Source organism: Ruegeria sp. BC6 (assembly GCF_056539185.1).
Genome location: NZ_JBQFUM010000003.1, coordinates 1 through 24,702, shown reverse-complemented (window position 1 = coordinate 24,702; position 24,702 = coordinate 1). Strand labels below are relative to the sequence as shown.

Here is a 24,702-nt window from a genome sequence, read left to right as displayed (position 1 = left end):
CGACATGCAGGCAGGTTTGGTGATCTTGTGTCTGGCCTATGTCCTCAGCCAGTTCTTCCGCGCGTTCCTTGCGGTTCTGACTGCCGATCTGGCGCGAGACATCGGCGCCACGCCCGAAGATCTGGCCTGGGCCTCGGGTCTGTGGTTTCTGGTCTTTGCGGCGATGCAGATCCCGGTGGGCTGGGCGCTGGACCGGGTTGGCCCCCGGCAGACGGCGGCGGTTCTGCTACTGATCGGCGGCGCGGGTGGGGCCGCGGTGTTCGCGCTGGCCGCGACGCCCCTGCATGTGGCGGTGGCGATGGCGTTGATCGGGGTCGGATGTTCGCCGGTTCTGATGGCCTCGTATTTCATCTTTGCCCGCGAATACCCGCCCGCGAAGTTCGCTACCCTGGCCGCTGTTATGCTGGGCGTGGGGTCGGTCGGCAACCTCGTGGCCTCGTACCCCACGGCGCTGGCGGTCGAGTTGATGGGCTGGCGCGCGACTCTGGCGGGGCTGGCCGCGATCTCAGGCGCCGTGGCAGTGGGCATCTGGGTCACGGTCAAAGACCCCGCGCGGGTGGTGTCCGAGCAGAAAGGGTCGGTTCTGGACCTGCTGCGCGAACCTGCGCTGTGGGCGATTTTGCCGTTGATGCTGGTGGCCTATGCACCCTCGGCCGCGCTGCGGGGGTTGTGGGCCGGCCCCTATCTGCTGGACGTGTTCGGGCTAAGCGCCACCCAGATCGGGCAGGCCACGCTGGTCATGGGCGCCGCGATGATCGCGGGCACCTTTGCCTATGGGCCGCTGGACCGGCTGCTGAACACCCGAAAATGGGTGATCTTCGGCGGCAACGCGCTGGCGGTGCTGGGGCTGGGGCTGCTGGGGCTGTGGGTCGCCGAGGCCGTCTGGCTGTCGGTTCTACTGATGGCGCTGATCGGGTTTCTGGGGGCATCCTTCCCGGTGATCATGGCGCATGGGCGCGCCTTCATCCCGGCGCATCTGGTGGGGCGCGGCGTGACCCTGCTGAACCTGTTTGGGATCGGCGGCGTGGGGCTGGCGCAATTCGCCACCGGCCGCGTCCATGCGGCGACGGTGGACATGGGGCCAACCGCACCCTACACAGCGATATTCGCCTTCTTTGCCGTCACGCTGACGATCGGCTGCGTGATCTACCTGTTCAGCCGTGACAGCATGGAGTGAGACCCGCAGGAGCGCGCGCCGTGAACGACCCCGTTGTTATTGCCCCAAACCTCAAACGCCGCCTGTCCGGCGTGACCGCCACGATCGCGCGGCTGGTGCCGTTGCAGGCACAGTGGATCGACATTGCCGCCACCGGCCCGGGCCTGCCTTCGGATATCCCGCACATCCCGCTGGGCCGCCTGCCCTTTCTGTCGCGCAAGACGCTGCGGGTCTGGCACGCCCGCCGCAACACCGAGATGCTGCTGGGCCTGATCCTGCGCGACCTGCTGCGGCTGCGGCTGAAACTGCTGTTCACCAGCGCCTCGCAGCGGGCGCACACGGGCTATACCAAGTGGCTGATCGGCAAGATGGACGCGGTGGTGGCGACCTCGCGCAAGACGGCCGGATACCTCGAGCGCGACGCGCAGGTGATCATGCACGGCATCAACCTGCAGGATTTCACGCCACCCGCCGACAAGGCGGGGCTGCGGACGCAAATGGGCCTGCCCGACGGGCTGCTGCTGGGCTGCTACGGCCGCATCCGCCACCAGAAAGGCACCGACGCCTTCGTCGATGCGATGATCGACCTGTGCGGGCAGGTCCCCGACGTACATGGCATCGTCATGGGCCGCGCGACCGAGAAACACAGCGCTTTCCTGACCGAACTGAAGGACAAGGTGGCCCAAGCCGGCCTGTCCGACCGCATCCTGTTCAAGCCCGAGGTCACCGTGGACAAGATTGCCCAATGGTACCAGGTGCTGGATCTGTTCATCGCCCCCCAACGCTGGGAGGGGTTCGGACTGACCCCCCTCGAAGCGATGGCCTGCGGTGTGCCGGTGGTGGCCACCGATGTGGGCGCATTCTCCGAGATCGTGACCGACCCGACGCTGGGTCGGGTGGTGCCTCCGGGCGACATTCCGGCGCTGGCCGCGGCCGCGGCCGAGATGCTGGCTGACCGTGATTCCCTGGCCCGCGCAGGCCGGGCCGCCCGCGCCCATGTGGAACGGAATTTCGACATCAACGGCGAGGCGCAGGCCCTTGTTGCGCTCTATCAGCAGTTGCTGAAGGCCTGAGTCGCCGCAAAACTGCGTCATTCGGTCAATTCCGCCGCGAAGGCCCTTTTTTATTTTCTGCAACGCGGCTATGAACGCGCGTCCTTAATTCAGGAGACTAGACATGGGCTATCGCGTCGTTGTCGTCGGCGCCACAGGTAACGTGGGCCGCGAAATGCTGAACATCCTGGCTGAACGCCAGTTCCCCGTGGACGAAATTGCCGTTCTGGCAAGCCGTCGTTCGCTGGGCACCGAAGTCAGCTTTGGCGACAAGACACTCAAGACCCAGGATCTGGACACTTTCGATTTCACCGGCTGGGACATGGCGCTGTTCGCCGTGGGGTCCGCCGCGACCAAGGATTACGCCCCCAAAGCGGCAGCGGCCGGCTGCGTGGTGATCGACAACTCGTCGCTCTATCGCTACGACCCCGAGATCCCGCTGATCGTGCCCGAGTGCAACCCGCAGGCGATCCACGACTACAAGAACAAAAACATCATCGCCAACCCCAACTGCTCGACCGCGCAGATGGTAGTGGCGCTGAAGCCGCTGCATGACCGCGCCAAGATCAAGCGCGTCGTGGTCTCGACCTATCAGTCGGTGTCGGGCGCCGGCAAGGAAGGCATGGACGAGCTGTGGGATCAGACCAAGGCCGTCTACAACCCGATCAACGAGGTCGCCCCGAAGAAATTCCAGAAGCAGATCGCCTTCAACGTCATTCCGCATATCGACGTCTTCATGGAAGACGGCTCGACCAAGGAAGAGTGGAAGATGGTCGTCGAGACCAAGAAGATCGTCGACCCGTCGATCAAGGTCACCGCGACCTGTGTGCGGGTGCCGGTTTTTGTCGGACATTCGGAATCGGTGAACATCGAGTTCGAGGAATTCCTGGACGAGGACGAGGCCCGTGACATCCTGCGCGAAGCTCCGGGCGTGATGGTGATCGACAAGCGCGAGGCCGGTGGCTATGTCACGCCGGTTGAATGCGTCGGCGATTTCGCCACCTTCATCAGCCGGATCCGTCAGGACTCGACCGTGGAAAACGGCCTGAACCTGTGGTGTGTCTCGGACAACCTGCGCAAAGGCGCGGCCCTGAATGCAGTGCAAATCGCCGAGCTGCTGGGCCGCGAGGTCCTGAAGAAGGGCTGATAGCCGGACCAGACTGAAGCCTTAAAACCTCGCGGCATGGGCTGCGGGGTTTTTTCATTTTTGGCAATGCGAGAAGGAAGGCGCGCCGGGTATCACCGCAGGTTCTGCCCAAGCAAAAGTAAATTCGCCAGGTGAATAGCTATTATTCACATAATCAATTTTTCATATTTCACAGCTGCTGGTATTTTTCCGCCCATTGAAGGCGCCTTCGTTTCAATCTCAGCCGAGGGGAAACGAGCCATGATTGACCAAACAGAGCCTGACCTGTCGCAGGAACCGGGGTTCGACACCGCGCGATCCCACGTGCTCTGGAACCGCTGACTAGGCCGATGTTTTTCTGGCCTTCGGTGCTCGACGCCGCACTGACAGACGGTTCGGGCCAGGTTGGGCAGCGTGGTTCGGATGCCCGCGTCAGAACACACCTTTTTCCGGCAAACCCAGTTTTCATCGCCCCGTGCGGCTCATCGAATATTCAAAGGAGACCGTTATGACCAGATTGCCCATCTTTTTTCTGACCACCGCAGCAATATTTGCCGTTTTGGGCATGTTGTGGGGTATCCAGATGTCGGCCAGCCATGATCACACGCTGTCCCCGGCACATGGCCACCTGAACCTGATCGGGTTCGTTGCGCTGGCAGTGTTCGGATTCTACTACGCTCTGACCCCCGAGGCGGCGCGCAGCGGTCTGGCGAAACTCCACTATGGGCTGTCCGTGGCAACGGTGCTGGTGCTCGTTCCCGGAATCGTGCTGGCAATCACCGAAAGGGGCGAAACCCTTGCCCAGATCGGATCGCTTCTGGCTGTTCTGACCATGGTCCTGTTCGTGTTCATCCTGCTGCGTCACGGTTTCGGAGCGACAGACGCGGACAACCGCAGGCCGGTGGCCGGCAACCCCAACCCAGCCGAATGAACAAGACCGCCCCGCCTGCGCGAGGCGGGGCTTCGCTTCACGGAACGACCGTTTATCCCGGGGTGTACCAGATCGGCGACGTATAGGCCCGTTCGGTCGTGATCATCGGAACATATTCCGGCATCTCGATCCCGAACCGTTTGGCCTCGTAGGCGGTCCAGCGGGGGGTCGGGATCTCGATCACACGGGCATAGTAGAACGCAGACAGGTTGGGGTCGAAATCCGGATCCTGCCACGTGGTGATCAACTCACTTGCCCCAATCGTGTTGGTCCAGGTGGCGTTTTCGACATCGACGGTGTTGCCGACTTCGGGCAGCTTGCCGTCCTCGTCCAGCTGGCGATCGCCGGCCCAGACGACGTTGTAAACTTTCTCCTGCAAGGCCCCGTCAGCATCGACCCAGCCCTTGACGATCTGGATGCGATCCAGGTTGCCGGAAATCGGGTCCTTCAATGCAAAAACAAGGAAGTTCGGAGCCCGCCCATCGGGAGACGCCTGCAGGTTGCCCCCCATCGGTACGCCTTTTTTGTAGCCGGCATCCGCAGGAACACGGCTTGCCGCATCCTCATCGGTGAAGTCATAGCCGCCGAAAAACCGAACCCCCATACGCGACCCCGTGGTCGCGTAGGTCTCCCTGCGCTGCATCGCGTCAAAGATCGCCTCGCGGGTGTTTTCCGTCGCCCAGACCGCACCCAGTCCACCAGCGGCCTGTTTCCAGCCATAGATCGACAGCTCTGGATCGGGTGCTTCGATTACCAGGTGTTCCCAACGGTTCGGCCCGGGCTCGACACCGGAATGTTTGCCGAAAAAGTTGTCTTCCTGGGCCGTTGCCATACCGGTATGCGAATCCGTCGCGCCGACCATCCCGAACTTGAACGGGTTCACACCCAGCTCCTGTTCGATCTTGAGCCCGCGCTTCAACGCCTCGCGCGCGTATTCACCGGCCAGCATCTCGGGTTGCTTCAACTCGGTTCCGTTCAGATTGGCCGCGTCCCATGTGTCGAAATCTGCGAACTCGTCATCGGGGCTGAGGAACGGATGCGCCTCACCGTCGCCCTTGATCTGCGTCGGTTCGTACAGCGGCTCGAACCGGGCGCGTAGGCTTGCGATCTCCTGGGTCAGTGCGGATCCATCATAGGCGTTCAGAGAGAACATCCGCCCGTTCGACAGGTTGCCGTTATGCGCGATGGCCAGGACCTCGCCACCTGTCCGTTCCTCGTATTCGGCCAGAAAGGCCCACAGGTCCTCGGGGTTCTTGCTGTCATATTGCGAGAACGGGCGGGTCTGGTTGGCCCGGTCGCGCCCATCGCGGAACAACACGTTCCGGTGCAGGTTGTTGGCGCCCTCGGTGGTGTATTCATAGCCGATGATGGCTGAAAAGACTCCCGGCTCGTTGAAGCTGTCGGCAAGGGCCGTGTACGCCTCCCACGCATGCTTGATGGCCTTCGGGTTGTCGATGGGCGGGACGTCATCCGACAACGAGGCGACGATCTCCATTGCAGTGTCAAACGCAAGCTGGCTGTCACCCGCCGTCAGCGCCTCGTACCAGGCCTTGCCCTGGGGTGTCGCCAGAACCTCGGCGTCTCCGGCCAGCAGTTGCGGCATCAGCCCATACATCTCGGCATGGTCCGAGACGACCAGCCAATCGAGCGGACGGGAAAGCTTGGCCCGAAGGCCATGGGTTGTCGTGACCTCTTCGCCGCGGGCAAAGCGAAACGCCTGTTCCTGGGTCAGCCGGGTCATCGTGCCGGCGTCAACCGAAACCGAAGTATGCAGATGCGAGTCTCCCCACAGCGGCCGTTGGGGAAAGTTCCGGCCCGCATAGGGTGAGAAATCATCAGGCGCCAATACGACGTCCGTGCTGTCCTGCTCGGTCTGGAACTCCTGCGCGGACACGGATGTGGCGGTCAGCGCGGCCAGACAGGCCAACGTCCACAAAGGACGTTGTGAAACGATTGCGAAAGACTTGGTCATGAAATCCCTCCCAGGTGTGTCATTTCCATTCGGTTGGTTCCGGAAACGACGGCAGCCTATCACGGATTTGGATATTCGAATAAAATTTACTATCGACACAACCCGGACCTCGCGCTGCAGTGGTTCAGCGCGCAGGCGGCAGACCAATGCAGGGCTGAGGAATCACTCCCCCTTCGAGTCTCTCTGGGCCAGGTCGGCGTTCTGTTGAAGCTGGCTGCAGGTACGGTCATTAGCGGGACCCACAGCGCCAGTGTCGGCTGCCCCGTCAGGTTCGTCCCCGAACAGGAACCATCCACCGGTGCGGCACCCAAGTTCGCGCGAACCTTCTTTCGAGAGATGGCGACCATCCCGATAGTATGCCGTCGAACCGTCGCTGGCACGGCACATGCCGTCAGCATCGCAGAGTATCCGGTCCAGCCAGACGACTTTGTGGCGGCCCTCGAGCTGGTGCAGCATCTCAGCAACCTCAAGAAGCTCCGGCTGTATGTCCGCGAACGAATAGTCGCACAGATCCGGGTCAGCGCCTCGGAGTTCTGCATTCACTACGCAATAGCCCAGGTTTTGGCCATTCGAGGGGGGCGGAGACACGACGATCGGGGTTTTTCCGGCAGACACAAGCCGTTCGAGCGTTTTTTCCAGGTTCCGCAGAACCGTGCTCTGCGGACCTTCGGGGTCCATTGCGCCATCAACCGCAGCAAGTCCGCCCGGCTCGAACAGATAGTAGAACGGCGATGAGACGATGATATAGTCAATGCTGTCGGTCGAAGTGACATAATCCAGCACCTGGTCGCTGAAATCCAGACAGGCCTGCGGGGATTCTCCGGTCCGGCCGCGATCGGCAAAGGCGATACCGGCGATCGGCGCACAGAGCGACTTGGTCAGCTGGACGACCCCAAGTTCGGGGTAGGCCGCGGTCAGGCCGACGACCAGATGCATGGCGAAACTGTCCCCCCAAACCGCAACCTTGGGAGACTCGGAAGTCGCACAGCTGTACGGCACCGGCATCCGACCGTTGCATTCATTGCTCAAACCGCGGTTCGGAGCCAGGCTTTCGGTCAGTCTCGGCAGATCGAGATCGCGCAGCGCCTTGCGATCGTGCGCGCCATCGGTTGCGAAGATCGCCACCCCAACCGAGAACACCAAAGCCGATATCGCGGCGCTTCCGATGAAGATCCCCCGGCGGCTGAACAGACCTTCCCTGCGACGGCGAAAGGGTTGCTCGACGAAGCGCCATGTCAAGGCGGAGAGCACAAAGGCCAGCACGACAAGGCTGGCGATGGTCAGCGGTGTTGGCGCCGGAACACTCCGGATCTTGGCAAAGACCAACAACGGGTAGTGCCACAGATAAAGGCTGTAGCTGATCAGGCCGATCCAGACCATGATCCGCGACGACAACAGCGCCCCCACCGGGTCCCGTTGGCTGGCGAAAAGGATGACCAGAACGGTTCCCAGAACGGGCACGACCGTCAGGAATGACGGGTGCGGCGTGTACCGGTCGAACATCACGTAAGACACCAGCAGCCCGGCCATGCCCAGCAGGGGCAGCACAGTCGAGAACCGCCCCTTGTCCTGCCGCGGCACGAAGGCGCATATCGCGCCGGCCAAAAGCTCCCACGCGCGGGTATAGATCAGGTAGAACCCTGCCCTGGGTTCGTTTTCCGATGTCCACTGCGCCAGCAACAGACTGGCCAAAAGCATCACCGACAGGCCAATGATGCAAGTCCGGGTCCCTCTTCGAAACAGAAGCAGCAGCAGCAGCGGAAACAGCAGGTAGAACTGTTCTTCCACCGCAAGGCTCCAGGTGTGGAGGAGCGGATGCATATCGAATTCATCCGCGAAATAGTCCTTGTTCCGGAAGAAGAAGACGTTCGACAGGAAAACCGCGACGGATGAAAGGCTTCGCGAATAGACCCTGAGATCGGCCGGCAGCATCCAGATCCAGGCCAGGCAAGTCGTCACGGCCAGAACCACGAAAAGGGCCGGAAGAATCCGTCTGGCTCGCCTTTCGTAGAAATCGACGATGGACAACCGTCCGCGCTGAATATCCCCGATCAGAAGCGACGTGATCAAGTAGCCGCTGATGACGAAGAATACATCAACACCCAGAAACCCGCCGGACAGCCATGACAATCCGGCGTGGTAGAAGACCACTGGCAACACGGCAATTGCCCGAAGGCCGTCAATTTCCCTTCTGTAGGCGATGCTCAATACGGCCAACCTCAAGATGCTGGCTGAAATGCTAGCGCCCGTCCGGGTTGCCATCAACGATGTTTGTCAGTCAGCCCGCTCTGAAGGAAAATGTGTGGTTTTGCGAACAGGGGTTTGCCTGTTCGCTCCGCACATCGTGCATGGGTCCACGCCATGAATCCGGTAGTTAGGCGCGCATCCGATCCCAAGATCTCCGGGTCAGAAACGCTCGGCCCGCAGAACCTGGCAATCGGTGACGCTTACAACCCCGATATGGCGATCAAGTACGGGAAGGATCGCGCTCAGCAGCCCGTCCAAGCGGTCGGGGCGAATGATGCAGATGACCTGAACCATCCCGCTGGCGCGGCTGACCTGGCCAGAACGGCTCCATTCACCCGATCGTCCCGATCCGCCGAGCACCGGCAGGATCGTGAACCCGGTCACACCTTGATCGACCAGAGCATCCGTCAGACGGGATTTCACGATGGCTTCGATGGTGATCTCGACCCGTTTGGCATCATGTGTCTGCATCGTCTTATCCTCCGGTAACGGCCCGGGCGACCGAGACGTAGATCGGCAGGCCCAGCGCCAGGTTGAATGGGAATGTGACGCCCAAAGACAGGGTCAGATAGATGGACGGGTTCGCCTCGGGCACGGCCACGCGCATCGCCGCCGGAACCGCGATGTACGAGGCGGAGGCGCCCAACACCATCAGCAATACCGCTCCACCGGTGGACAGACCCAACAGGAGCGCGGCCACCAGACCGGCGCCAGCCCCGATCAGGGGCATCAGCACGCCAAACCCAAGCAGACCCATCGTGATCAGCCCGCGCCCGGCACGCAACCCGCGCCCGGCGACGATACCCATGTCCAGCAGGAACAGGCACAGAACCCCCTTGAACGGTGCGACCACGAAGCTGCTGATCTCGGCCAGACCGTCCTCGCCCGTGATCCAGCCTATTGCAAACGACCCGACCAGCAGAACGATCGAACCATTGAGAGCAATCTCGCGCCAGAGATCCGAGTCCATCCGGCGGGCTCCGCCGCCGCGGGAGATCAGCCACAGAGCGGACAGGATCGCCGGCGCTTCCATCGCCGCCGCAACAGCCACCATGTAGCCCTCGTACACCAGGCCCTGACTTTCCAGAACCGACGTACCGGCCACGAATGTGACGATCGAGATTGAGCCGTAATGCGCTGCAACCGCGCCTGCGTTGACATGGTCAAGGTTGGTCAGCACGCGCAACAGGCCGAACGCCACCAGGGGCAGCAATGCGGACAGAATGACACCTGCAATGAGGGACAAGCCAAGCGTGGCGTCGATCCCGTGTGCGGCAACACTGACACCACCCTTGAAGCCGATCGCAAACAGCAGATAGATCGACATCGCCTTGGCGATGGCCTCGGGAATGGTCAGGTCCGATCGGGCCAATGCCGCTGACAGACCAAGCACAAAACTGAGAATGATCGGCGAGACCAGATTGTCGGCCGCCAGAGACAACAGGTTTTCCATACAGTCACCGCACCCTAATTGAACTAGCGTTCAATTAGGGTGCGTTTCTCCGATTTAAAGACTAAACCGGCAGGAATTTTTTTCCTGACGGATCACAATACTCCAGACCACCTTCGCCAATGTCGGTCCACAAGCCGTGCAGCGATATCGAGCCGTTCTGTACCGCCTCGGCCACGAACGGGAAGGTCATCAGGTTTTCGAGCGACGCGACAACCGCCTGACGCTCGAACTGGCGCGCCTGTTCGGCGGGGTCCTCGACATCGGAGACCAGATCGAATTTCGGCTTGAGGATGTCCATCCAGCGTCCGACAAAGCTCTCTTTGGCTTCCAGTTGCGGCGCTTCGCCCTTGCACATGTCGATACAGCCCTGCACCCCGCCGCATTGCGAATGTCCCAGTACGATCAGATGCGCCACTTTCAATGCCGTCACCGCATATTCGATGGTTGCACTTGTGCCGTGGCGCTCGCCGTCCGGTTCGTAGGGCGGTACCAGGTTGGCAATATTGCGGTGGATAAAAAACTCGCCCTGGTCGGCCCCGAAAATCGAGGTGACATGGACCCGGCTGTCACAGCAGGAAATCACCATCGCACGCGGACGCTGCCCCTCGGTCGCCAGCCGGCGGTACCAGGCCTGGTTTTCGGAATAGGACGTGGCTTTCCAACCGTGGTACCGTTTGACCAGATAGCTCGGCAGAGGTTTGGCGTGGTGCATCGCGATTTCCCAAATTTGAAGTTCGACCGCCGATCTAACGCAAGTTCGAACAAAATTCGAGACATTATCCCGATTGGCCGCAAGGAATTGCAAAGGTCTTTTGTGACAGGTTCGCAGATGCCGTGGGGGCAGAAAGATTGGGGTGAATGAGGTGGACAAGATCGTCACGCTTGAACAGAAGGAATCCGTGCGGCTGGATCCGGACCGGCTGAACGGGCTGTATCGACAATTGGGTGACACGAACGCGGTAGACGTTCTGTGCCGAACGGTCGAGGAACTGGCAGTACGCCTGTCGAATTGTGAACGGCTCTGGCGTCAACGTGACTGGGCGGGGCTGCGCAAATGCGCCAAGTCTCTGGTCGCGATATCCGAACAGGTCGGCATGACGGCGCTGGCCCGGGTCGCCGGCGACGTGGCCCGGACGGTAGATGCCGGCGATGCGGTGGCGACCGGAGCCACGCTCAGCCGACTGATCCGGGTGGGCGAGCGGTCGCTAACCGCAGTATGGGATCAACAGGATCTTTCGATATGACGGGTTGCGGGCGAACAACAGGCGGCTAGTGTAGGCGGCACCAGAACAGTCCGAGGCGCCCATGTCCCTGTCTTTTGCACCTTCCGATGCTCCTGCCATTGATCTGCATGTTCTTGCGCAGGACGGGCTCGAGCCATGGCTGAAGTCTCAGCCCGATCAGACACAGGCCTGGGTGGCCGCGAACGGATTCACCGGCGCAATCGGGCAGGTTCTGCTGGTTCCCGGACCGACGGGCGCGCCGCAATTCGCGCTGGCAGGCTATGGAACAGACACCCGGCGCGCTCGGGTACGCTTTCCGCTTGCCGCCGCCGCCGAGGTTCTGCCCGAAGGCACTTACCGGATTGCGTCCGGTTTGCCGACAGACAGAGCCGAAATCGAAGCCCTGGGCTGGTTGCTGACCGGGTACAGTTTCGACCGATATGCCGAACAGTCCGGCGCGAAGGCCCGATTGGTCGCGCCTGACGGTGTGAATGCTCCGCGGGTTGAGATCATGGCCAATGCCGAAGCACTCACCCGTGACCTGGTCAACACTCCAACGGCCGACATGGGACCTCAGGCCCTGCAAGACGCCGTTGAAACGCTGGCGCAGGAGTACGGGGCTCGTTGTGCCGTCACCATTGGCGACAGCTTGCTGGAACAGAACTTTCCCATGATCCACGCGGTGGGTCGGGCCGCCGAACAGGCTCCGCGCCTGATCGAGATGACCTGGGGCACAAGCGGTCCGAAGCTGACCTTGGTCGGCAAGGGCGTCTGCTTTGACACCGGCGGATTGAACCTGAAGCCCGGTGCCTCGATGGGGTTGATGAAAAAGGACATGGGTGGCGCGGCGAACGTGCTGGGACTGGCGCGCATGATCATGGCGCTGGATCTGCCGCTGCAATTGCGGGTGCTGATCCCGGCTGTGGAAAACGCGGTGGCGGGCAATGCGTTCCGGCCCGGCGACATCCTGACCTCACGCAAGGACCTGACGGTCGAGATCAACAACACCGATGCCGAGGGGCGGCTGGTTCTGGCCGACGCGCTGGCGCTGGCGGATGAGGGCGCGCCGGATCTGGTGGTCTCGATGGCGACGCTGACCGGCGCGGCACGGGTGGCGGTGGGGGCGGATCTGGCCCCGTTCTACACCGACGACGATGCTGCCGCGCAGGCCCTGACGCAGGCCGCCGTTCAGGCGGCTGACCCGGTCTGGCGGATGCCGTTCCACACGCCCTATGAGACGTTGATCGAGCCGGGCATCGCCGATCTCGACAACGCGCCGGCGGGCGGGTTCGCGGGGTCGATCACCGCGGCGTTGTTCCTGCGGCGGTTCGTGGAAAACAGCCGATACATGCATTTCGACATCTACTCTTGGCAAAAGGCCAAAGAGCCCGGCCGCAGCAAGGGCGGGTTGGGGCAAGGGCCGCGCGCCCTGCTGATCGCCCTGCCCGGGATGCTGGGCCTGTGAACCGCGCGCGCGTTATCCGCCCCGTCGTGGACCTGTTGCGCAGTCCGAAGGGCCCGCGTGACCGTCAGCTGCTGTATGGCGACGGCCTGGACGTCACCGAACAATCCGGCGGCTGGTGCCGGGTGGCTTCCGACAAGGATGGGTATCAAGGCTGGCTGCGCGCGGACCAGTTGGGCCCTGACGCCCCGGCCACGCATTGGATCTGGGCCCCGGCGACCCACGCCTATTCCGAACCCGACATCAAAAGCCCCGACCGTGTCAGCCTGGGCTTTGGCAGCCGGATCGTGGTGCTGTCGCAGCAGGACCGCTTTGTCGAGACCGAGCTTGGGTTCATCCCCGCAGTGCATGTCAAACCCGTCGGAACCCTGCTGAACGACCCGGTGGCCGTGGCCGAACTGTTTCTGGGAACCCCCTACCTGTGGGGCGGCAACAGCCGGTGGGGACTGGATTGTTCAGGCCTGATTCAGGCCGGGCTGCTGTCCTGCGGCGTTGCCTGCCCCGGCGACAGCGGCGACCAGGAGCGGGAGCTTGGCACGGCACTGCCCGACGGCACCCCGGCGCAGCGTGGCGATCTGTTGTTCTGGAAAGGCCATGTGGCCTGGGTGTCCGGCGACAACATGCTGCTGCATGCCAATGCACATCACATGGCGGTGGTATTTGAACCGATGGATCAGGCCATTGCCCGGATCGAGACCCAGTGCGACGGGCCAGTCACGGCGCACAAGCGGCTCTAATCCGGGTCGACCGAGCGGATCAGCTTGCGCTCTAGCACCCGCAGAACGGCGCGCAGGTCGTGCCCGCGTTTCAGGATGCGCCCGTCCATGCCCATCACCGAATACATCCCTTGCTTTGAACGCAGCCGGGGGTGTTTTTCAACACGATAGATCGGGTGCTCGGCGGTACGCCGGAAGATCGAGAATATGGCAACGTCGCGCAGATTTGATATTCCGTAGTCACGCCATTCTCCGGCGGCGACCATCCGTCCATAGACGGAGAGAATCTGTGACAACTCTTGCCGGTTGAAGGCCACCGGCATCTGGACCGGACTTGCAGGGTTCCGGCTGGGAGGCTGCATGTTCATGACTTCAGCCTTGCCGGAAAATGCGATCAGATCAAGCCTGTCACGACATGGTGTGGTATTTTTGAACCGCCCGTCAGGGCCGGCGCCCGACCTGGCGGCAGATCAGGATCACCGGCAGCAGCCCCACGGCCAGGATCACCAGCGACGGAACGGCCGCGCCCTCCAACCGTTCGTCCGAGGCCAGCCGATAGGCCTGAACCGCCAGCGTGTCAAAGTTGAAGGGCCGCATGATCAGCGTGGCCGGCAGTTCCTTCATCACGTCCACGAACACGATCAGCAGCGCCGTCAGCAGCGAGGGTGTGAGGATCGGCAGATGCACCCGCCGCAACGTGCCCAATGGCGTCTGCCCCAAAGATCGGGCAGCGGCATCCATGTTGGCATGCACCGTGCTCTGCCCACTTTCATAGGCACTCAGCGCGGCGGCCAAAAAACGCACCATGTAGGCCGCCACCAACAGCCAGATCGAGCCGGTGACCAGCAACCCGGTCGACACGCCGAAGGTCTGCCGCATCCAGGCGTCCAGCGCATTGTCGAACCCGGCAAAGGGCACGATCAGCCCGACCGCGATCACGCCGCCTGGCACGGCATAGCCCAACCGCGCCGCATAAGCCGCCATGGCCGAACCGCGCCCGGGTCTCAGCCGTTGGAAGAAACCGACGCAGACCGCCGCGCAGACGGTGATCACCGCCGCCGTTCCTGCCAGCGTCAGAGAGTTCCGAATGAACCCGAGATAGCGGGCCGAAAGCAGGTTCTGCTCGGACTCCAATCCCATCTGAGTCAGCACGATCACCGGAAGTAGAAAGCCGAACAAAACCGGAATGGCGCATAAAACCCATGCCGCCACAGCCTGCCAGCCGCTCAGCTGTGCAGCGGGCAATGCCGCGTGGCGTTTGCCGGGTTGGTAGTATTTGGCCTTGCCGCGCTGGGTGCGCTCGGTCACGGCCATCACCAGCGCAAAGGCCAGAAGGCACAGCGCCAGCTGCGCCGCCGCCGCGCGGTCGGCCATCGAAAACCAGCTGGTGTAGATGCCGGTGGCAAAGGTCTGAACCCCGAAATAGGCGACCGTACCGAAATCAGCGATGGTCTCCATCACCGCCAGTAGAACACCGCCGGCAATCGCGGGCCGCGCCATCGGCAGCGATACCCGCCAAAAGGCCGACCACGGGCTGCTGCCCAGCGCCCGCGCCGCCAGAAAGGCGGTGGCGCTTTGCTGCAGAAAGGCCGCGCGCGCCAACAGATAGACATAGGGGTACAGCACCAGGATCAGCATCACCGCCGCGCCCTCGGTCGAGCGGATCTCGGGGAACCAATAGTCGCGCGGGCCCCAGCCGGTCACCTGGCGCAGCGTGGTCTGAACGATGCCGGGATGATCGAGGATGAAGGTATAGGCATAGGCCAGCACATAGGCCGGAAAGGCCAGCGGCAGCACCAATGCCACCTCGAACAGGCGGACGCCGGGAAAACGAGTCATGGTGACCAGCCACGCGGCCCCGACCCCGATGGCGAAAGTCCCCACCGAAACCAATGAGACCAGGATCAGCGTGGTGGCCGCATAGCCGGGCAGGACCGTATCCAGCAGATGCCGGATCGTGTCAGTGCCGCCGGTAACGGCGGCCAGCACCACGGCGACCATCGGCAACAGGCAGGCTGCTGCAACCAGGTAGGCCAGGGCCCCGACGAACCGGGTGCCCAAGGCCCCACGATTGCGCGATCCATGTTCTGAGAATTCAATCTGGGCCATGGCCTCGGGTCGGCAAAGGTTGCGGTTCCCCTTTAATCGACCAAAAAACTCGGAAACGCCAGTGGGCAGGCACAGGATTCTGCGGCGCATTTGGCCGCAGAACCCCGGGCCGGATCAGTCGTAGACGCGCTGATCCTCGATCACCAGCCCGTCCTTTGGCAGCGTGCCGGGCGGCACCACCTGAACCGTGCCCTTCAGCTTCAGGACCTCGACCACCGACTTGGCATAGGTGCCATCATCGCCGCCGGGGCTTTCGATCTGCACGGTCATCGTGTCCATCTCGCCCTGCCGGGCAGCGATGACGCGAGCCTTGACGATCTCGTCATGCTTGGCGACCAGCGCGGCCACCTGTTCGGGGCGCACGAACATGCCCTTGATCTTGGTGGTCTGATCGGCGCGCCCCATCCAGCCCTTGATGCGGAGGTTGGTGCGGCCGCAGGGCGACTGCCCGGGCAGCACCGCCGACAGATCACCGGTGGCAAAGCGGATCAGCGGATAGTCCGGGTTGAGGGAGGTCACCACGACCTCGCCGACCTCGCCTTCCGCCACCGGTGTTCCGGTGCCGGGGGTCACGATTTCCACGATGACATGCTCGTCGATGATCATGCCCTCCATCGCGGCGCTTTCATAGGCGATGTTGCCCAGATCGGCCGTGGCATAGCATTGCAGGCAGGAAATGCCCCGATCGGCATAGGCCTGGCGCAGGCTGGGGAACAGTGCCCCGCCGCCCACGACAGCCTTCGAGAAGTTCAGAGCGACGCCCATCTCATCGGCCTTGTCCAGGATCACCTTCAGGTAATCGGGCGTGCCGGCATAGGCGGTGCAGCCCACGTCGCGCGCGGCGGTCACCTGAAGTTCGGTCTGGCCGGTCCCCGCGGGAAGCACGGCGGCGCCCACGGCACGCGCGCCGTTTTCAAAGATCATGCCCGCGGGTGTCAGGTGATAGCCAAAGCAGTTCTGCACGATATCGCCCTGCCCCACGCCCGCCGCATGCAGGAACCGGCCCATGCGCCACCAGTCGTGATCGACTCCGCCGGGCTCATAGATAGGCCCCGGCGACTGGAACACATGGGCAAAGCCATGCGCAGGTTTGACGGTAAAGCCACCAAAGGGCGGGTGCTGTCCCTGCGCCTTGGTCAGGTCGGACTTGCGCAGAACCGGCAGCCCGGGCAGATCCGCGATGGTCTGGACCGCATCCAGATCGACATCGGCGAAATGGGCCGCGAAACCGGGCGCGGATTTCGCCCGCGCCAGCTGTTCGCGCAGACCGGCCGAGTGCTCGGCGGCGCGCTGATCGGCCGAACGGGTTTCCAGAGCGTCGTAGAATGTCATCGCCAGATCCTCCATCCGCTCACAGCCACCTTTTGCGGCGACGATATGACCGCACGTCGCGGAAGCTCTTGCGGCCTTCGTCGGACATGCCGAGGTAGAATTCCTTGACGTCCGGGTTCTCGCGTAGTTCGGCGGCAGGGCCGTCCATCACAACGCGCCCCGATTCCAGGATATATCCGTAATGGGCAAAGCGCAGCGCCACGTTGGTGTTCTGCTCGGCCAGCAGGAAGGACACGCCTTCCTGTTCGTTCAGGTCCTTCACGATGGTGAAGATCTCCTCGACCAGCTGCGGCGCAAGGCCCATCGAGGGCTCGTCCAGCAGGATCGTCTCGGGGCGGCTCATCAGCGCGCGGCCCATGGCGACCATCTGCTGCTCCCCACCCGAGGTATAGCCCGCCTGTGACCGACGCCGCTCTTTCAAGCGGGGGAAATAGTTGTAGACCAGTTCGAGGTCCTGCTGGATGGCGGCCTTGCCGTCCTTGCGGGTATAGGCCCCGGTCAGCAGGTTTTCCTCGACGGTCAGATGTTCGAAACAGTGGCGGCCTTCCATCACCTGGATGACGCCCTTCTGCACCAGATCGGCCGGATCGCTCTCGTGCACGTTCTGGCCGCGATACTTGATCGAGCCCTTGGTGACCTCGCCGCGTTCGGAATGCAGCAGGTTCGACACCGCCTTGAGCGTCGTCGTCTTGCCGGCCCCGTTGCCGCCCAGCAGCGCGGTGATCCCGCCCTTGGGCACGGTCAGGCTGACGCCTTTCAGCACGAGGATCACATGGTTGTAGATCACCTCGATATTGTTGACCTCAAGCAGGGTTTCCGCCTGCACGTCAGTGGTTTGTGCCGCATCCAGCATCAGCGCGTGTCCTCATGCCTGCCCCGTTCGGGGCTTGTCCGGTTCGGGACGGCGGTCAGCCGCCGCCCCGGTGTTCGTGCCGCTTAGTTGCAGCCCTGTTCGATGTTGTTCTCAGCCGCGTATGCGCTCGAGTCTTCCTCGATCAGCGGGCCGATCACGTCCGTATCGGTAGCCTTGAACTCCGAAATCAGAGTCCAGGTCTTGCTGTCTGCATCCCACTGGGTCACGCCCACAAGGGCATCCCCGCCGTGGTTTTCACAGCTGACCGAGAAGGTCGGACCAAAGTTCGGCAGGCCCAGTTCGGCCATCTTCGCTTCGGTCATCTCAAGTGCTTCCATACCGTCGCGCATGTCGCCCGAGGTGATGTCAGCCTTGCCCGAGATTTCCTGTGCCTTCTTGGCGGCTTCGGCGGCCAGCATCGCAGCATAGAGGCCACGGTTGTACAGGACCGTACCGACCTGATCGCCGGCGCCGGCGGCCTTGCCCGCGTCGATGACGTATTTCTGCAGGTCGTCATACAGCGGATAGTCCGAGCCGACGTTGTGGAAGGTCAGCGCCTTGTAGCCATTCGCGGCCGCACCGGCGGGCATCACGTCATGTTCAGCGCCCGACCACCAGATACCAATGAAGTTCTCCATCGGGAACCGGATGTTCGCGGCTTCCTGGATGGCCACCTGGTTCATCACGCCCCAGCCCCACATCAGGACATAGTCGGGACGATCGCGGCGGATCTGCAGCCACTGCGATTTCTGCTCCTGGCCAGGGTGGTCGACCGGCAGGGCCACCAGCTCGAAGCCATGCTTCTTGGACAACTCTTCCAGCGTGCGGATCGGCTCCTTACCGTAGGCTGAGTTGTGATAGACCAGCGCGATCTTATTGCCGCTTAAATCACCGCCGTTTTCCTCGAGCAGATAGTTGATCGCACCCGAGGCACCGTCCCAGTAGTTGGCCGGGTAGTTGAACGTGTGGCTGAACACCTTGCCGTTCTTGGCCGAGGTACGGCCATATCCCATGGTGTGCATCGGGATGTCGTCAGCGGTGGTTTTCGGGATCAGCTGATAGGTGATGCCAGTCGACAACGGCTGATACACCAGCGCACCTTCGCCTTTGGTCGATTCATAGCATTCGACACCCTTCTCGGTGTTGTAGCCAGTTTCGCACTCGATGACCTTGGCCGGAACACCACCGATTCCGCCGTCCCGCTCGTTGAGCAGAGTGAAATAGTCCGCGTAGCCATCCGCGAAGGGGATGCCGCCCGCGGCGTAAGGCCCGGTGCGGTAGCTGAGCGACGGGAACACGAGGTCGGCCATTGCCGGACCTGCGGCCATCAGCGCACCCAGCGCCATTGTTGCCAGTTTCTTGTTCATCGGGTGTCTCCTCCCTTGGTTTGTCCGATGTTGGTTCGGGCTTTGCGCCCCTTTCTTGATTGGGCCGGTCCCTAGTGCGGGAAAGGCCAGAGTCTCAGTTTCTCCTTGGCGACGCGCCACAGCTGCGCCAGACCGTGCGGTTCAAGGATCAGGAACAGTATGATCAGCCCGCCCACGATCACCAGTTGCAGATGTGCGACGATGTCGGTGGGCCAGCCCAGCATGTCCGCGCCCACGACCTTGAGCACCACTGGCAGCAGGACCAGGAAGGCCGCGCCGGCAAAGGATCCGAAGATCGAGCCCAGCCCGCCGATGATGACCATGAACAGCACCAGGAAGGATTTCTGGATGCCGAAGGCCTCGCCCACCTCGACCGCGCCCAGGTAGATGGCGAAGAACAGCGCGCCCGACACGCCCACGAAGAACGAGCTGACGGCAAAGGCGCTGAGCTTGGCGCGCAGCGGGTTCACACCGATGATTTCCGCTGCGATATCCATGTCGCGGATCGCCATCCAGGTGCGCCCGGTGGTGCCGCGGGTCAGGTTGCGGGCGATGATGGCGCAGGCGGTAAGGAAGATCAGGCAGAACAGATAGGTCGCCCAGGCCGGCGCGTTGGGGCCTGTGATGATGATGCCGAACACGTCACGTTCCGGCGCGTTGATCTGCCCCGAGGCCGAATAGTTGTAGAACCACGGCACCCGGTTGAACAGCCACACCAGGAAGAACTGTGCCGCCAGTGTCGCCACCGCCAGATAGAACCCCTTGATCCGCAGGCTGGGCAGGCCGAACAGCACGCCCACAATGGCGGTGATGCCGCCGGCCAGGATCACATGGATGAACATCGACACGTCGGGAAAGGCGGTCATCAGCTTGTAGCAGGCATAGGCGCCCACGGCCATGAATCCCCCGGTGCCCAAGGAAACCTGCCCGCAATAGCCCACAAGGATGTTCAGCCCGATCGCCGCGATCGCATAGATCAGGAAGGGCAGCAGCAGCGCGTTGGCCCAATAGTCGTTGATGATGAACGGGATGATCCCGAACGCAACGGCCAGCACCACATAGTAGCGATACCGGTCGAACTTGATCGGGAAAGTCTGGTTGTCGTCCCTGTAGGAGGTCTTGAAGTCTCCGGCCTCACGATAGAACATGTCTTACTTTCCCCATTGTTCCTGCGCCCGGTTGCGGGCTTCGGCGTCCAGTTGGTTGGACCGTTTGGCATATCCGCTCGCCTCCGAGGCGCGCACCAGTTTCATGTAGGCCAGAACACCCATCACCAGCCCGGCAAAGGCCAAAAGCGCGGCCACGGTCAGCTGATTGGCGGTCAGATCGTTCGAGGTCAGGGCGATGTACCCAAAGGCCCAGAACCCCGCCCACGCGATCACGTTGATGATGGCGATCAGCTTGGTCATGGCCTACACCCTCTCGATGATCTTCTCGCCGAACAGGCCCTGCGGCCGGAACACAAGGAAGATCAGCGCCAGAACATAGGCAAACCAGTTCTCGGTCGCGCCACCCACCAGCGGGCCCACGGCGAACTCGAACAGCTTCTCGCCCACGCCGATGATCAGCCCGCCGACGATGGCACCGGGGATCGAGGTAAACCCGCCCAGCATCAGCACCGGCAGCGCCTTGAGCGCGATCAGCGACAGCGAGAACTGCACGCCCGATTTGGTGCCCCACATGATGCCCGCGACCAGCGCCACGAACCCCGCCACCGACCAGACCATGATCCAGATGAAGTTCAGCGAGATGCCCACCGACAGCGCGGCCTGGTGGTCGTCGGCCACGGCCCGCATGGCGCGGCCCTGTTTGGTGTACTGGCTGAACGCGACCAATGCCGCCACCAGAAGCGCCGCGATGACCGTCGCCACGATGTCCAGGTTGTCGATGAAGAAGCCGTAGCCGAAGATGTTGTAGGTGGTCTCGTCGATCCACAGGTTGATGCCCTGCGGAAGACCCACGTCCAGCGTCTTGATCTCGGATCCCCACATCAGGTCGGCCACGCCTTCCAGGAAATAGGCCAGGCCGATCGTGGCCATGAACAAGATGATTGGCTCCTGCCCCACAAGGTGGCGCATGACAAAGCGCTGCACCGCCCAGGCCAGCAGGACCATCACGCCCATCGTCAGCAGAATGGCCAGCAGCGCCGGCACATTCCAGCCGAAGTAGTGAATATGCGTACCGAAGATCGCGTTGATCAGATGGGAGAACGGCACTTGCCCGTTCATGATCCCCACCAGCGTCATCGCCGCAAACAGGGCCATAACCCCTTGGGCATAATTGAAGATCCCCGACGCCTTGTAGATCAGCACAAAGCCCAGCGCGACCAGCGCATACAGCACCCCGGCCATGAGGCCGTTCAGAAAGACCTCCATCGCGAAAACCAACTGATCAGGCATATGCGCCTCCCCTCAATTCTGTGCGGAGCTCAGTCATGGCTGACCCCCAGATAGGCGTCGATGACTTCCTGGTTGTTGCGCACCTCGTCGGGCGTGCCGTCCCCGATCTTCTTGCCGTAATCCATCACGACCACGCGGTCGCTCAGGTCCATCACCACGCCCATGTCATGTTCGATCAGGGCGATGGTCGTGCCGAACTCGTCGTTCACATCCAGGATAAAGCGGCTCATGTCCTCCTTTTCCTCGACGTTCATGCCGGCCATCGGCTCGTCCAGCAGCAGCAGCTTGGGTTCGGCGGCCAGCGCGCGGGCCAGTTCGACGCGTTTCTTCAGGCCATAGGGCAGCCGCGCTACCGGCGTCTTGCGGATGTGCTGGATTTCCAGAAAGTCGATGATCTTTTCCACCGCCTCGCGGTTTTCCACCTCTTCCGCCTCGGCCTTGCCGCGCCAGATCGCCTGCTGCAGAATGTTTGTCCTCATGAAGTTCAGGCGGCCGGTCATCACGTTGTCCAGAACGCTCATGCCTTCGAACAGGGCGATGTTCTGAAAAGTCCGGGCGATGCCCTGGCGGGCCACTTCGTAGGGTTTCATCTGCGGGCGTTTCGCCCCGTGGAACCAGACCTCGCCCTCCTGCGGAATGTAGAAACCGGAAATCACGTTCAGCATCGAGGACTTGCCCGCGCCGTTCGGACCGATGATCGCGCGGATCTCGCCCTGGCGGATGTCAAACGAGATGTCCTTGATCGCCACCACGCCGCCGAACCGCAGGGTGATGTTCTTCATCTCCATCACCACGCCGCCGATCTTGCGGCCGTCCTCGGTGACATATCCGTCGTCGGATGCATCCAGCATCGTCTACTCCTCAAACTGCGGGTGAACGGGACGGCGGGCGGGGCGATGGCCGCAGGCCGAGCGGCTCACGACCGGCCTCATTCCGCGGCCACCTTCTGATGCGAAACCGGCACGACCGGCACGTCGACGATCTGCAGCGTAGCGCTGATCGATCCCTTGCGCCCGTCCTCATAGGTCACCTCGGTCGTGGTCGAGACCGTCTCGGATCCGTCATAGAGCGCGGCGATGATGTCGGCGTATTTGTCCTCGACGAACTTGCGGCGCACCTTTCGGGTGCGGGTGATCTCGCCATCGTCGGGGTCCAGTTCCTTGTGCAGCACCACGAACCGGTGCACCTGGCAGCCTGACAGCATCTCGTCGGCGGCAACCGACTTGTTGACCTCTTCCACATGGCTGCGGATCGTCTCCAGCACCCGCGGATGGCCCGCCAGTTCCTGGTACGAGGCATAGGCGATGTTGTTGCGCTCGGCCCAGTTGCCCACCGCCGTCAGGTCGATGTTGATGAAGGCCACGCAGCGGTCACGCCCATTGCCGAACAGCACCGCCTCCAGGATGTCGGGATAAAACTTCAGCTTGTTCTCGACATATTTCGGCGCGAACATCGAACCGTCGGCCATCTTGCCCACGTCCTTGGCGCGGTCGATGATCCGCAGATGGCCGCTGCTTTCCTCGATGAACCCCGCGTCGCCCGTGGCCACCCAACCTTCGGGGTCCTTGGTCGAGGCAGTGGATTCGGGGTTCTTGAAGTATTCAACGAACACTCCGGGCGAGCGATAGAAAATCTCGCCATTCTCGGCGATCTTCAGTTCGACATCGGGCGCAGGCACACCGACGGTGTCGGCGCGCACCTCGCCGTCGGGCTGGACGGTGATGAACACCGTTGCCTCGGTCTGACCATACAGCTGCTTCAGGTTGATCCCCAGCGAGCGGTAGAAATCGAAAATTTCGGGCCCGATCGCCTCGCCCGCGGTGTACCCGACACGGAACCGGCCGTAGCCCAGCGTGTCTTTGAGCGGCCCATAAACCAGGACATTTCCGATCGCGTATTTCAGGCGATCCACGAAGCCGACCGGGTGGCCGTCCAGGATGCGCCCGCCGACCTTTTTGGCGTGATCCATGAAATAGCGGAACATCCGCTGCTTCATCGGGCTGGCATCCTCCATCCGGATCATCACGTTGGTCAGCTGGGTCTCAAACACGCGCGGCGGCGCGAAGAAGTAGGTCGGGCCGATCTCGCGCAGGTCGGTCATCATCGTGTCGGCGCTTTCGGGACAGTTCACGCAGAACCCGCACCAATAGGCCTGACCGACCGAAAAGATGAAATCGCCCACCCAGGCCATCGGCAGATAGGACAGGATATCCTCGTTCCGGGTCAGGTGGTCAAACTCGGCCGAGTTCTTTGCGCTTTCGATCACGTTGCGGTTCGACAGAACCACGCCCTTGGGCTTGCCCGTGGTGCCAGAGGTATAGAGCATCACGCAGGTGTCGTCATAGGTGATCTCGGCGATGCGGCGGTCCAGTTCGGCATCGAACCGGTGATGCCCGGCGCGCCCCTCGGCCATGATGTCGCTCAGCGCGTTCATCTGGCTGTGGTCGTATTTCCGCATGCCGCGTTTGTCGGTGTACAGGATGTGCTTGACCTGGTGCATGTCCTGCTGGATCTCGATAACCTTGTCGACCTGCTCCTGGTCGCCGCAGACCACGTATTTCGCGCCGCAGTGTTCCAGCACATAGGCCATCTCTTCTGCGACCGAGTCCTGATACAGCGGCACCGGCACCGCGCCCACCATCTGGGCCGCGACCATCGACCAGTAATGCGCCGGACGGTTGCGCCCGATCACGGCGATATGGTCGCCCTTTTCAACGCCAAGCTCCAGGAATCCCAGTGCCTGCGCACGGATCTCGGCGGCCGTTTCCGCCCAGGTCCAGCACTGCCAGATCCCGAATTCCTTTTCGCGGTAGGCCGGGGCATCCCCGAACTGCGTCGCATTGCGGTGTAGCAGCGCCGGAAGGGAGTGCATCCCTTCGGCGCCCGACTGCGTCTGAGCCAATTCTATCTCTCCTCCCCATCCGGCCCCGGTTTGGGCCGGAACGACGTCGCCGGGTCAGACCCGCGCGTCGCTGCCCCGATTAAGGACAAGGAGGACGATCAGCGTCAACTTTTTCGTGATGTTTTCCGGAATCTTACGAATTGTAACAGGGATGCCGGGGTGATGTTCCGATTTGTACGTCTTGTACAAACTGCGAAACAGCACGCTTCAAAAAAGAGCGGCGTGGGTTTGCATTCTGCTTCTACGCCGAAACGCTAAAGAGAATATCATAACGGTCTATTTGCAGAGCGTGGTAAATGGTAGCTTTGAGCTGCCGATTCAACTGATCGCCGCAACACACTCTTGGAACTTCTCTGCGGGTGAGAAGTAATTCAAGGTCTTTCTGGGTCTTTCGTTGAGTTC

General features: G+C 62.2%; 22 protein-coding genes. 7 read left to right on the top strand and 15 right to left on the bottom strand.

The features are described 5' to 3' along the window. Positions 1-4: 4 nt before the first annotated feature. From ACR0MM_RS10645 to ACR0MM_RS10630, 4 genes are all read left to right on the top strand, one after another. On the top strand, positions 5-1,177 hold the full coding sequence (locus ACR0MM_RS10645) for an MFS transporter (RefSeq protein WP_480696507.1): 1,173 nt from the start codon (positions 5-7) through the stop codon (positions 1,175-1,177). Between the two features lie 20 nt (positions 1,178-1,197). Continuing rightward, entirely contained in the window at positions 1,198-2,229 is a 1,032-nt protein-coding gene (locus ACR0MM_RS10640; protein ID WP_170340800.1) for a glycosyltransferase family 4 protein, read from the top strand. A gap of 103 nt (positions 2,230-2,332) precedes the next feature. Then, positions 2,333-3,355, top strand: coding sequence for an aspartate-semialdehyde dehydrogenase (locus ACR0MM_RS10635; protein WP_170340798.1), 1,023 nt, complete (start codon positions 2,333-2,335; stop codon positions 3,353-3,355). Between the two features lie 487 nt (positions 3,356-3,842). Beyond that, positions 3,843-4,265 (top strand): hypothetical protein, encoded by a 423-nt coding sequence (locus ACR0MM_RS10630; RefSeq protein WP_170340791.1) that lies wholly within the window; start codon positions 3,843-3,845, stop codon positions 4,263-4,265. 52 nt (positions 4,266-4,317) lie between these two features. Here ACR0MM_RS10630 and ACR0MM_RS10625 read toward each other — a convergent pair whose 3' ends face one another. The 5 genes from ACR0MM_RS10625 to ACR0MM_RS10605 all read right to left on the bottom strand — a co-directional run bounded on the left by ACR0MM_RS10625 (position 4,318) and on the right by ACR0MM_RS10605 (position 10,649). Beyond that, positions 4,318-6,237: a DUF3604 domain-containing protein gene (locus ACR0MM_RS10625; protein WP_480696040.1), complete on the bottom strand. Its 1,920-nt coding sequence runs from the start codon at positions 6,235-6,237 to the stop codon at positions 4,318-4,320. 162 nt (positions 6,238-6,399) lie between these two features. After that, complete coding sequence (locus ACR0MM_RS10620; protein WP_480696038.1) at positions 6,400-8,445, bottom strand: acyltransferase family protein; 2,046 nt, start codon at positions 8,443-8,445, stop codon at positions 6,400-6,402. A gap of 198 nt (positions 8,446-8,643) precedes the next feature. Further along, on the bottom strand, positions 8,644-8,955 hold the full coding sequence (locus ACR0MM_RS10615) for a P-II family nitrogen regulator (protein WP_093963956.1): 312 nt from the start codon (positions 8,953-8,955) through the stop codon (positions 8,644-8,646). Between the two features lie 4 nt (positions 8,956-8,959). Continuing rightward, positions 8,960-9,937: a sodium-dependent bicarbonate transport family permease gene (locus ACR0MM_RS10610; protein ID WP_170361196.1), complete on the bottom strand. Its 978-nt coding sequence runs from the start codon at positions 9,935-9,937 to the stop codon at positions 8,960-8,962. A 61-nt stretch (positions 9,938-9,998) separates the two neighbouring features. Continuing rightward, positions 9,999-10,649, bottom strand: a complete 651-nt coding sequence (locus ACR0MM_RS10605) for a carbonic anhydrase (protein ID WP_480696036.1) — start codon at positions 10,647-10,649, stop codon at positions 9,999-10,001. 142 nt (positions 10,650-10,791) lie between these two features. On the opposite strand from ACR0MM_RS10605, the gene ACR0MM_RS10600 reads away from it, so the two are divergent. From ACR0MM_RS10600 to ACR0MM_RS10590, 3 genes are all read left to right on the top strand, one after another. Beyond that, positions 10,792-11,181: a hypothetical protein gene (locus ACR0MM_RS10600; protein ID WP_170340773.1), complete on the top strand. Its 390-nt coding sequence runs from the start codon at positions 10,792-10,794 to the stop codon at positions 11,179-11,181. Positions 11,182-11,242: 61 nt separating this feature from the next. Next, on the top strand, positions 11,243-12,625 hold the full coding sequence (locus ACR0MM_RS10595) for a leucyl aminopeptidase family protein (protein ID WP_480696034.1): 1,383 nt from the start codon (positions 11,243-11,245) through the stop codon (positions 12,623-12,625). Next, positions 12,622-13,359, top strand: coding sequence for a C40 family peptidase (locus tag ACR0MM_RS10590; RefSeq protein ID WP_260063786.1), 738 nt, complete (start codon positions 12,622-12,624; stop codon positions 13,357-13,359). Before ACR0MM_RS10595 ends, ACR0MM_RS10590 begins: the two co-directional genes overlap by 4 nt. Here the strand turns inward: ACR0MM_RS10590 and ACR0MM_RS10585 are convergent. The 10 genes from ACR0MM_RS10585 to ACR0MM_RS10540 form a co-directional block, all read right to left on the bottom strand. Next, positions 13,356-13,706 (bottom strand): DUF2794 domain-containing protein, encoded by a 351-nt coding sequence (locus ACR0MM_RS10585; protein WP_480696032.1) that lies wholly within the window; start codon positions 13,704-13,706, stop codon positions 13,356-13,358. The genes ACR0MM_RS10590 and ACR0MM_RS10585 overlap by 4 nt on opposite strands. 73 nt (positions 13,707-13,779) lie before the next feature. Beyond that, complete coding sequence (locus ACR0MM_RS10580) at positions 13,780-15,447, bottom strand: ABC transporter permease (RefSeq protein WP_480696030.1); 1,668 nt, start codon at positions 15,445-15,447, stop codon at positions 13,780-13,782. A gap of 114 nt (positions 15,448-15,561) precedes the next feature. Next, positions 15,562-16,779, bottom strand: a complete 1,218-nt coding sequence (locus ACR0MM_RS10575) for a phenylacetate--CoA ligase family protein (protein WP_480696028.1) — start codon at positions 16,777-16,779, stop codon at positions 15,562-15,564. A 19-nt stretch (positions 16,780-16,798) separates the two neighbouring features. Next, positions 16,799-17,632: an ABC transporter ATP-binding protein gene (locus tag ACR0MM_RS10570; protein ID WP_170342738.1), complete on the bottom strand. Its 834-nt coding sequence runs from the start codon at positions 17,630-17,632 to the stop codon at positions 16,799-16,801. Between the two features lie 83 nt (positions 17,633-17,715). Then, positions 17,716-18,999 carry an ABC transporter substrate-binding protein gene (locus tag ACR0MM_RS10565; RefSeq protein WP_480696026.1) on the bottom strand — a complete coding sequence of 428 codons (1,284 nt, stop codon included), beginning with the start codon at positions 18,997-18,999 and terminating at the stop codon, positions 17,716-17,718. 71 nt (positions 19,000-19,070) lie between these two features. Beyond that, positions 19,071-20,147 carry a branched-chain amino acid ABC transporter permease gene (locus ACR0MM_RS10560; RefSeq protein ID WP_005979938.1) on the bottom strand — a complete coding sequence of 359 codons (1,077 nt, stop codon included), beginning with the start codon at positions 20,145-20,147 and terminating at the stop codon, positions 19,071-19,073. 3 nt (positions 20,148-20,150) lie between these two features. Beyond that, on the bottom strand, positions 20,151-20,408 hold the full coding sequence (locus tag ACR0MM_RS10555; RefSeq protein ID WP_170340767.1) for a hypothetical protein: 258 nt from the start codon (positions 20,406-20,408) through the stop codon (positions 20,151-20,153). 3 nt (positions 20,409-20,411) lie between these two features. Beyond that, positions 20,412-21,398: a branched-chain amino acid ABC transporter permease gene (locus ACR0MM_RS10550; RefSeq protein ID WP_480696024.1), complete on the bottom strand. Its 987-nt coding sequence runs from the start codon at positions 21,396-21,398 to the stop codon at positions 20,412-20,414. A 29-nt stretch (positions 21,399-21,427) separates the two neighbouring features. Continuing rightward, a complete protein-coding gene (locus ACR0MM_RS10545) occupies positions 21,428-22,249 on the bottom strand; it encodes an ABC transporter ATP-binding protein (protein WP_170364002.1) in 822 nt (273 codons plus the stop codon). 77 nt (positions 22,250-22,326) lie between these two features. Next, positions 22,327-24,270 carry an AMP-binding protein gene (locus tag ACR0MM_RS10540; RefSeq protein WP_170361353.1) on the bottom strand — a complete coding sequence of 648 codons (1,944 nt, stop codon included), beginning with the start codon at positions 24,268-24,270 and terminating at the stop codon, positions 22,327-22,329. Positions 24,271-24,702 lie beyond the last annotated feature (432 nt).

Bases quoted from the DNA above. Each gene is read 5' to 3' on its own strand.
- ACR0MM_RS10570 (WP_170342738.1), bottom strand. From the start codon at position 17,632: ATGCTGGATGCGGCACAAACCACTGACGTGCAGGCGGAAACCCTGCTT.
- ACR0MM_RS10545 (WP_170364002.1), bottom strand. From the start codon at position 22,249: ATGCTGGATGCATCCGACGACGGATATGTCACCGAGGACGGCCGCAAG.
- ACR0MM_RS10555 (WP_170340767.1), bottom strand. From the start codon at position 20,408: ATGACCAAGCTGATCGCCATCATCAACGTGATCGCGTGGGCGGGGTTC.
- ACR0MM_RS10565 (WP_480696026.1), bottom strand. From the start codon at position 18,999: ATGAACAAGAAACTGGCAACAATGGCGCTGGGTGCGCTGATGGCCGCA.
- ACR0MM_RS10625 (WP_480696040.1), bottom strand. From the start codon at position 6,237: ATGACCAAGTCTTTCGCAATCGTTTCACAACGTCCTTTGTGGACGTTG.
- ACR0MM_RS10560 (WP_005979938.1), bottom strand. From the start codon at position 20,147: ATGTTCTATCGTGAGGCCGGAGACTTCAAGACCTCCTACAGGGACGAC.
- ACR0MM_RS10575 (WP_480696028.1), bottom strand. From the start codon at position 16,779: ATGACATTCTACGACGCTCTGGAAACCCGTTCGGCCGATCAGCGCGCC.
- ACR0MM_RS10635 (WP_170340798.1), top strand. From the start codon at position 2,333: ATGGGCTATCGCGTCGTTGTCGTCGGCGCCACAGGTAACGTGGGCCGC.
- ACR0MM_RS10610 (WP_170361196.1), bottom strand. From the start codon at position 9,937: ATGGAAAACCTGTTGTCTCTGGCGGCCGACAATCTGGTCTCGCCGATC.
- ACR0MM_RS10550 (WP_480696024.1), bottom strand. From the start codon at position 21,398: ATGCCTGATCAGTTGGTTTTCGCGATGGAGGTCTTTCTGAACGGCCTC.
- ACR0MM_RS10585 (WP_480696032.1), bottom strand. From the start codon at position 13,706: ATGAACATGCAGCCTCCCAGCCGGAACCCTGCAAGTCCGGTCCAGATG.
- ACR0MM_RS10615 (WP_093963956.1), bottom strand. From the start codon at position 8,955: ATGCAGACACATGATGCCAAACGGGTCGAGATCACCATCGAAGCCATC.
- ACR0MM_RS10595 (WP_480696034.1), top strand. From the start codon at position 11,243: ATGTCCCTGTCTTTTGCACCTTCCGATGCTCCTGCCATTGATCTGCAT.
- ACR0MM_RS10645 (WP_480696507.1), top strand. From the start codon at position 5: ATGCAGGCAGGTTTGGTGATCTTGTGTCTGGCCTATGTCCTCAGCCAG.
- ACR0MM_RS10630 (WP_170340791.1), top strand. From the start codon at position 3,843: ATGACCAGATTGCCCATCTTTTTTCTGACCACCGCAGCAATATTTGCC.
- ACR0MM_RS10605 (WP_480696036.1), bottom strand. From the start codon at position 10,649: ATGCACCACGCCAAACCTCTGCCGAGCTATCTGGTCAAACGGTACCAC.
- ACR0MM_RS10540 (WP_170361353.1), bottom strand. From the start codon at position 24,270: ATGCACTCCCTTCCGGCGCTGCTACACCGCAATGCGACGCAGTTCGGG.
- ACR0MM_RS10580 (WP_480696030.1), bottom strand. From the start codon at position 15,447: ATGGCCCAGATTGAATTCTCAGAACATGGATCGCGCAATCGTGGGGCC.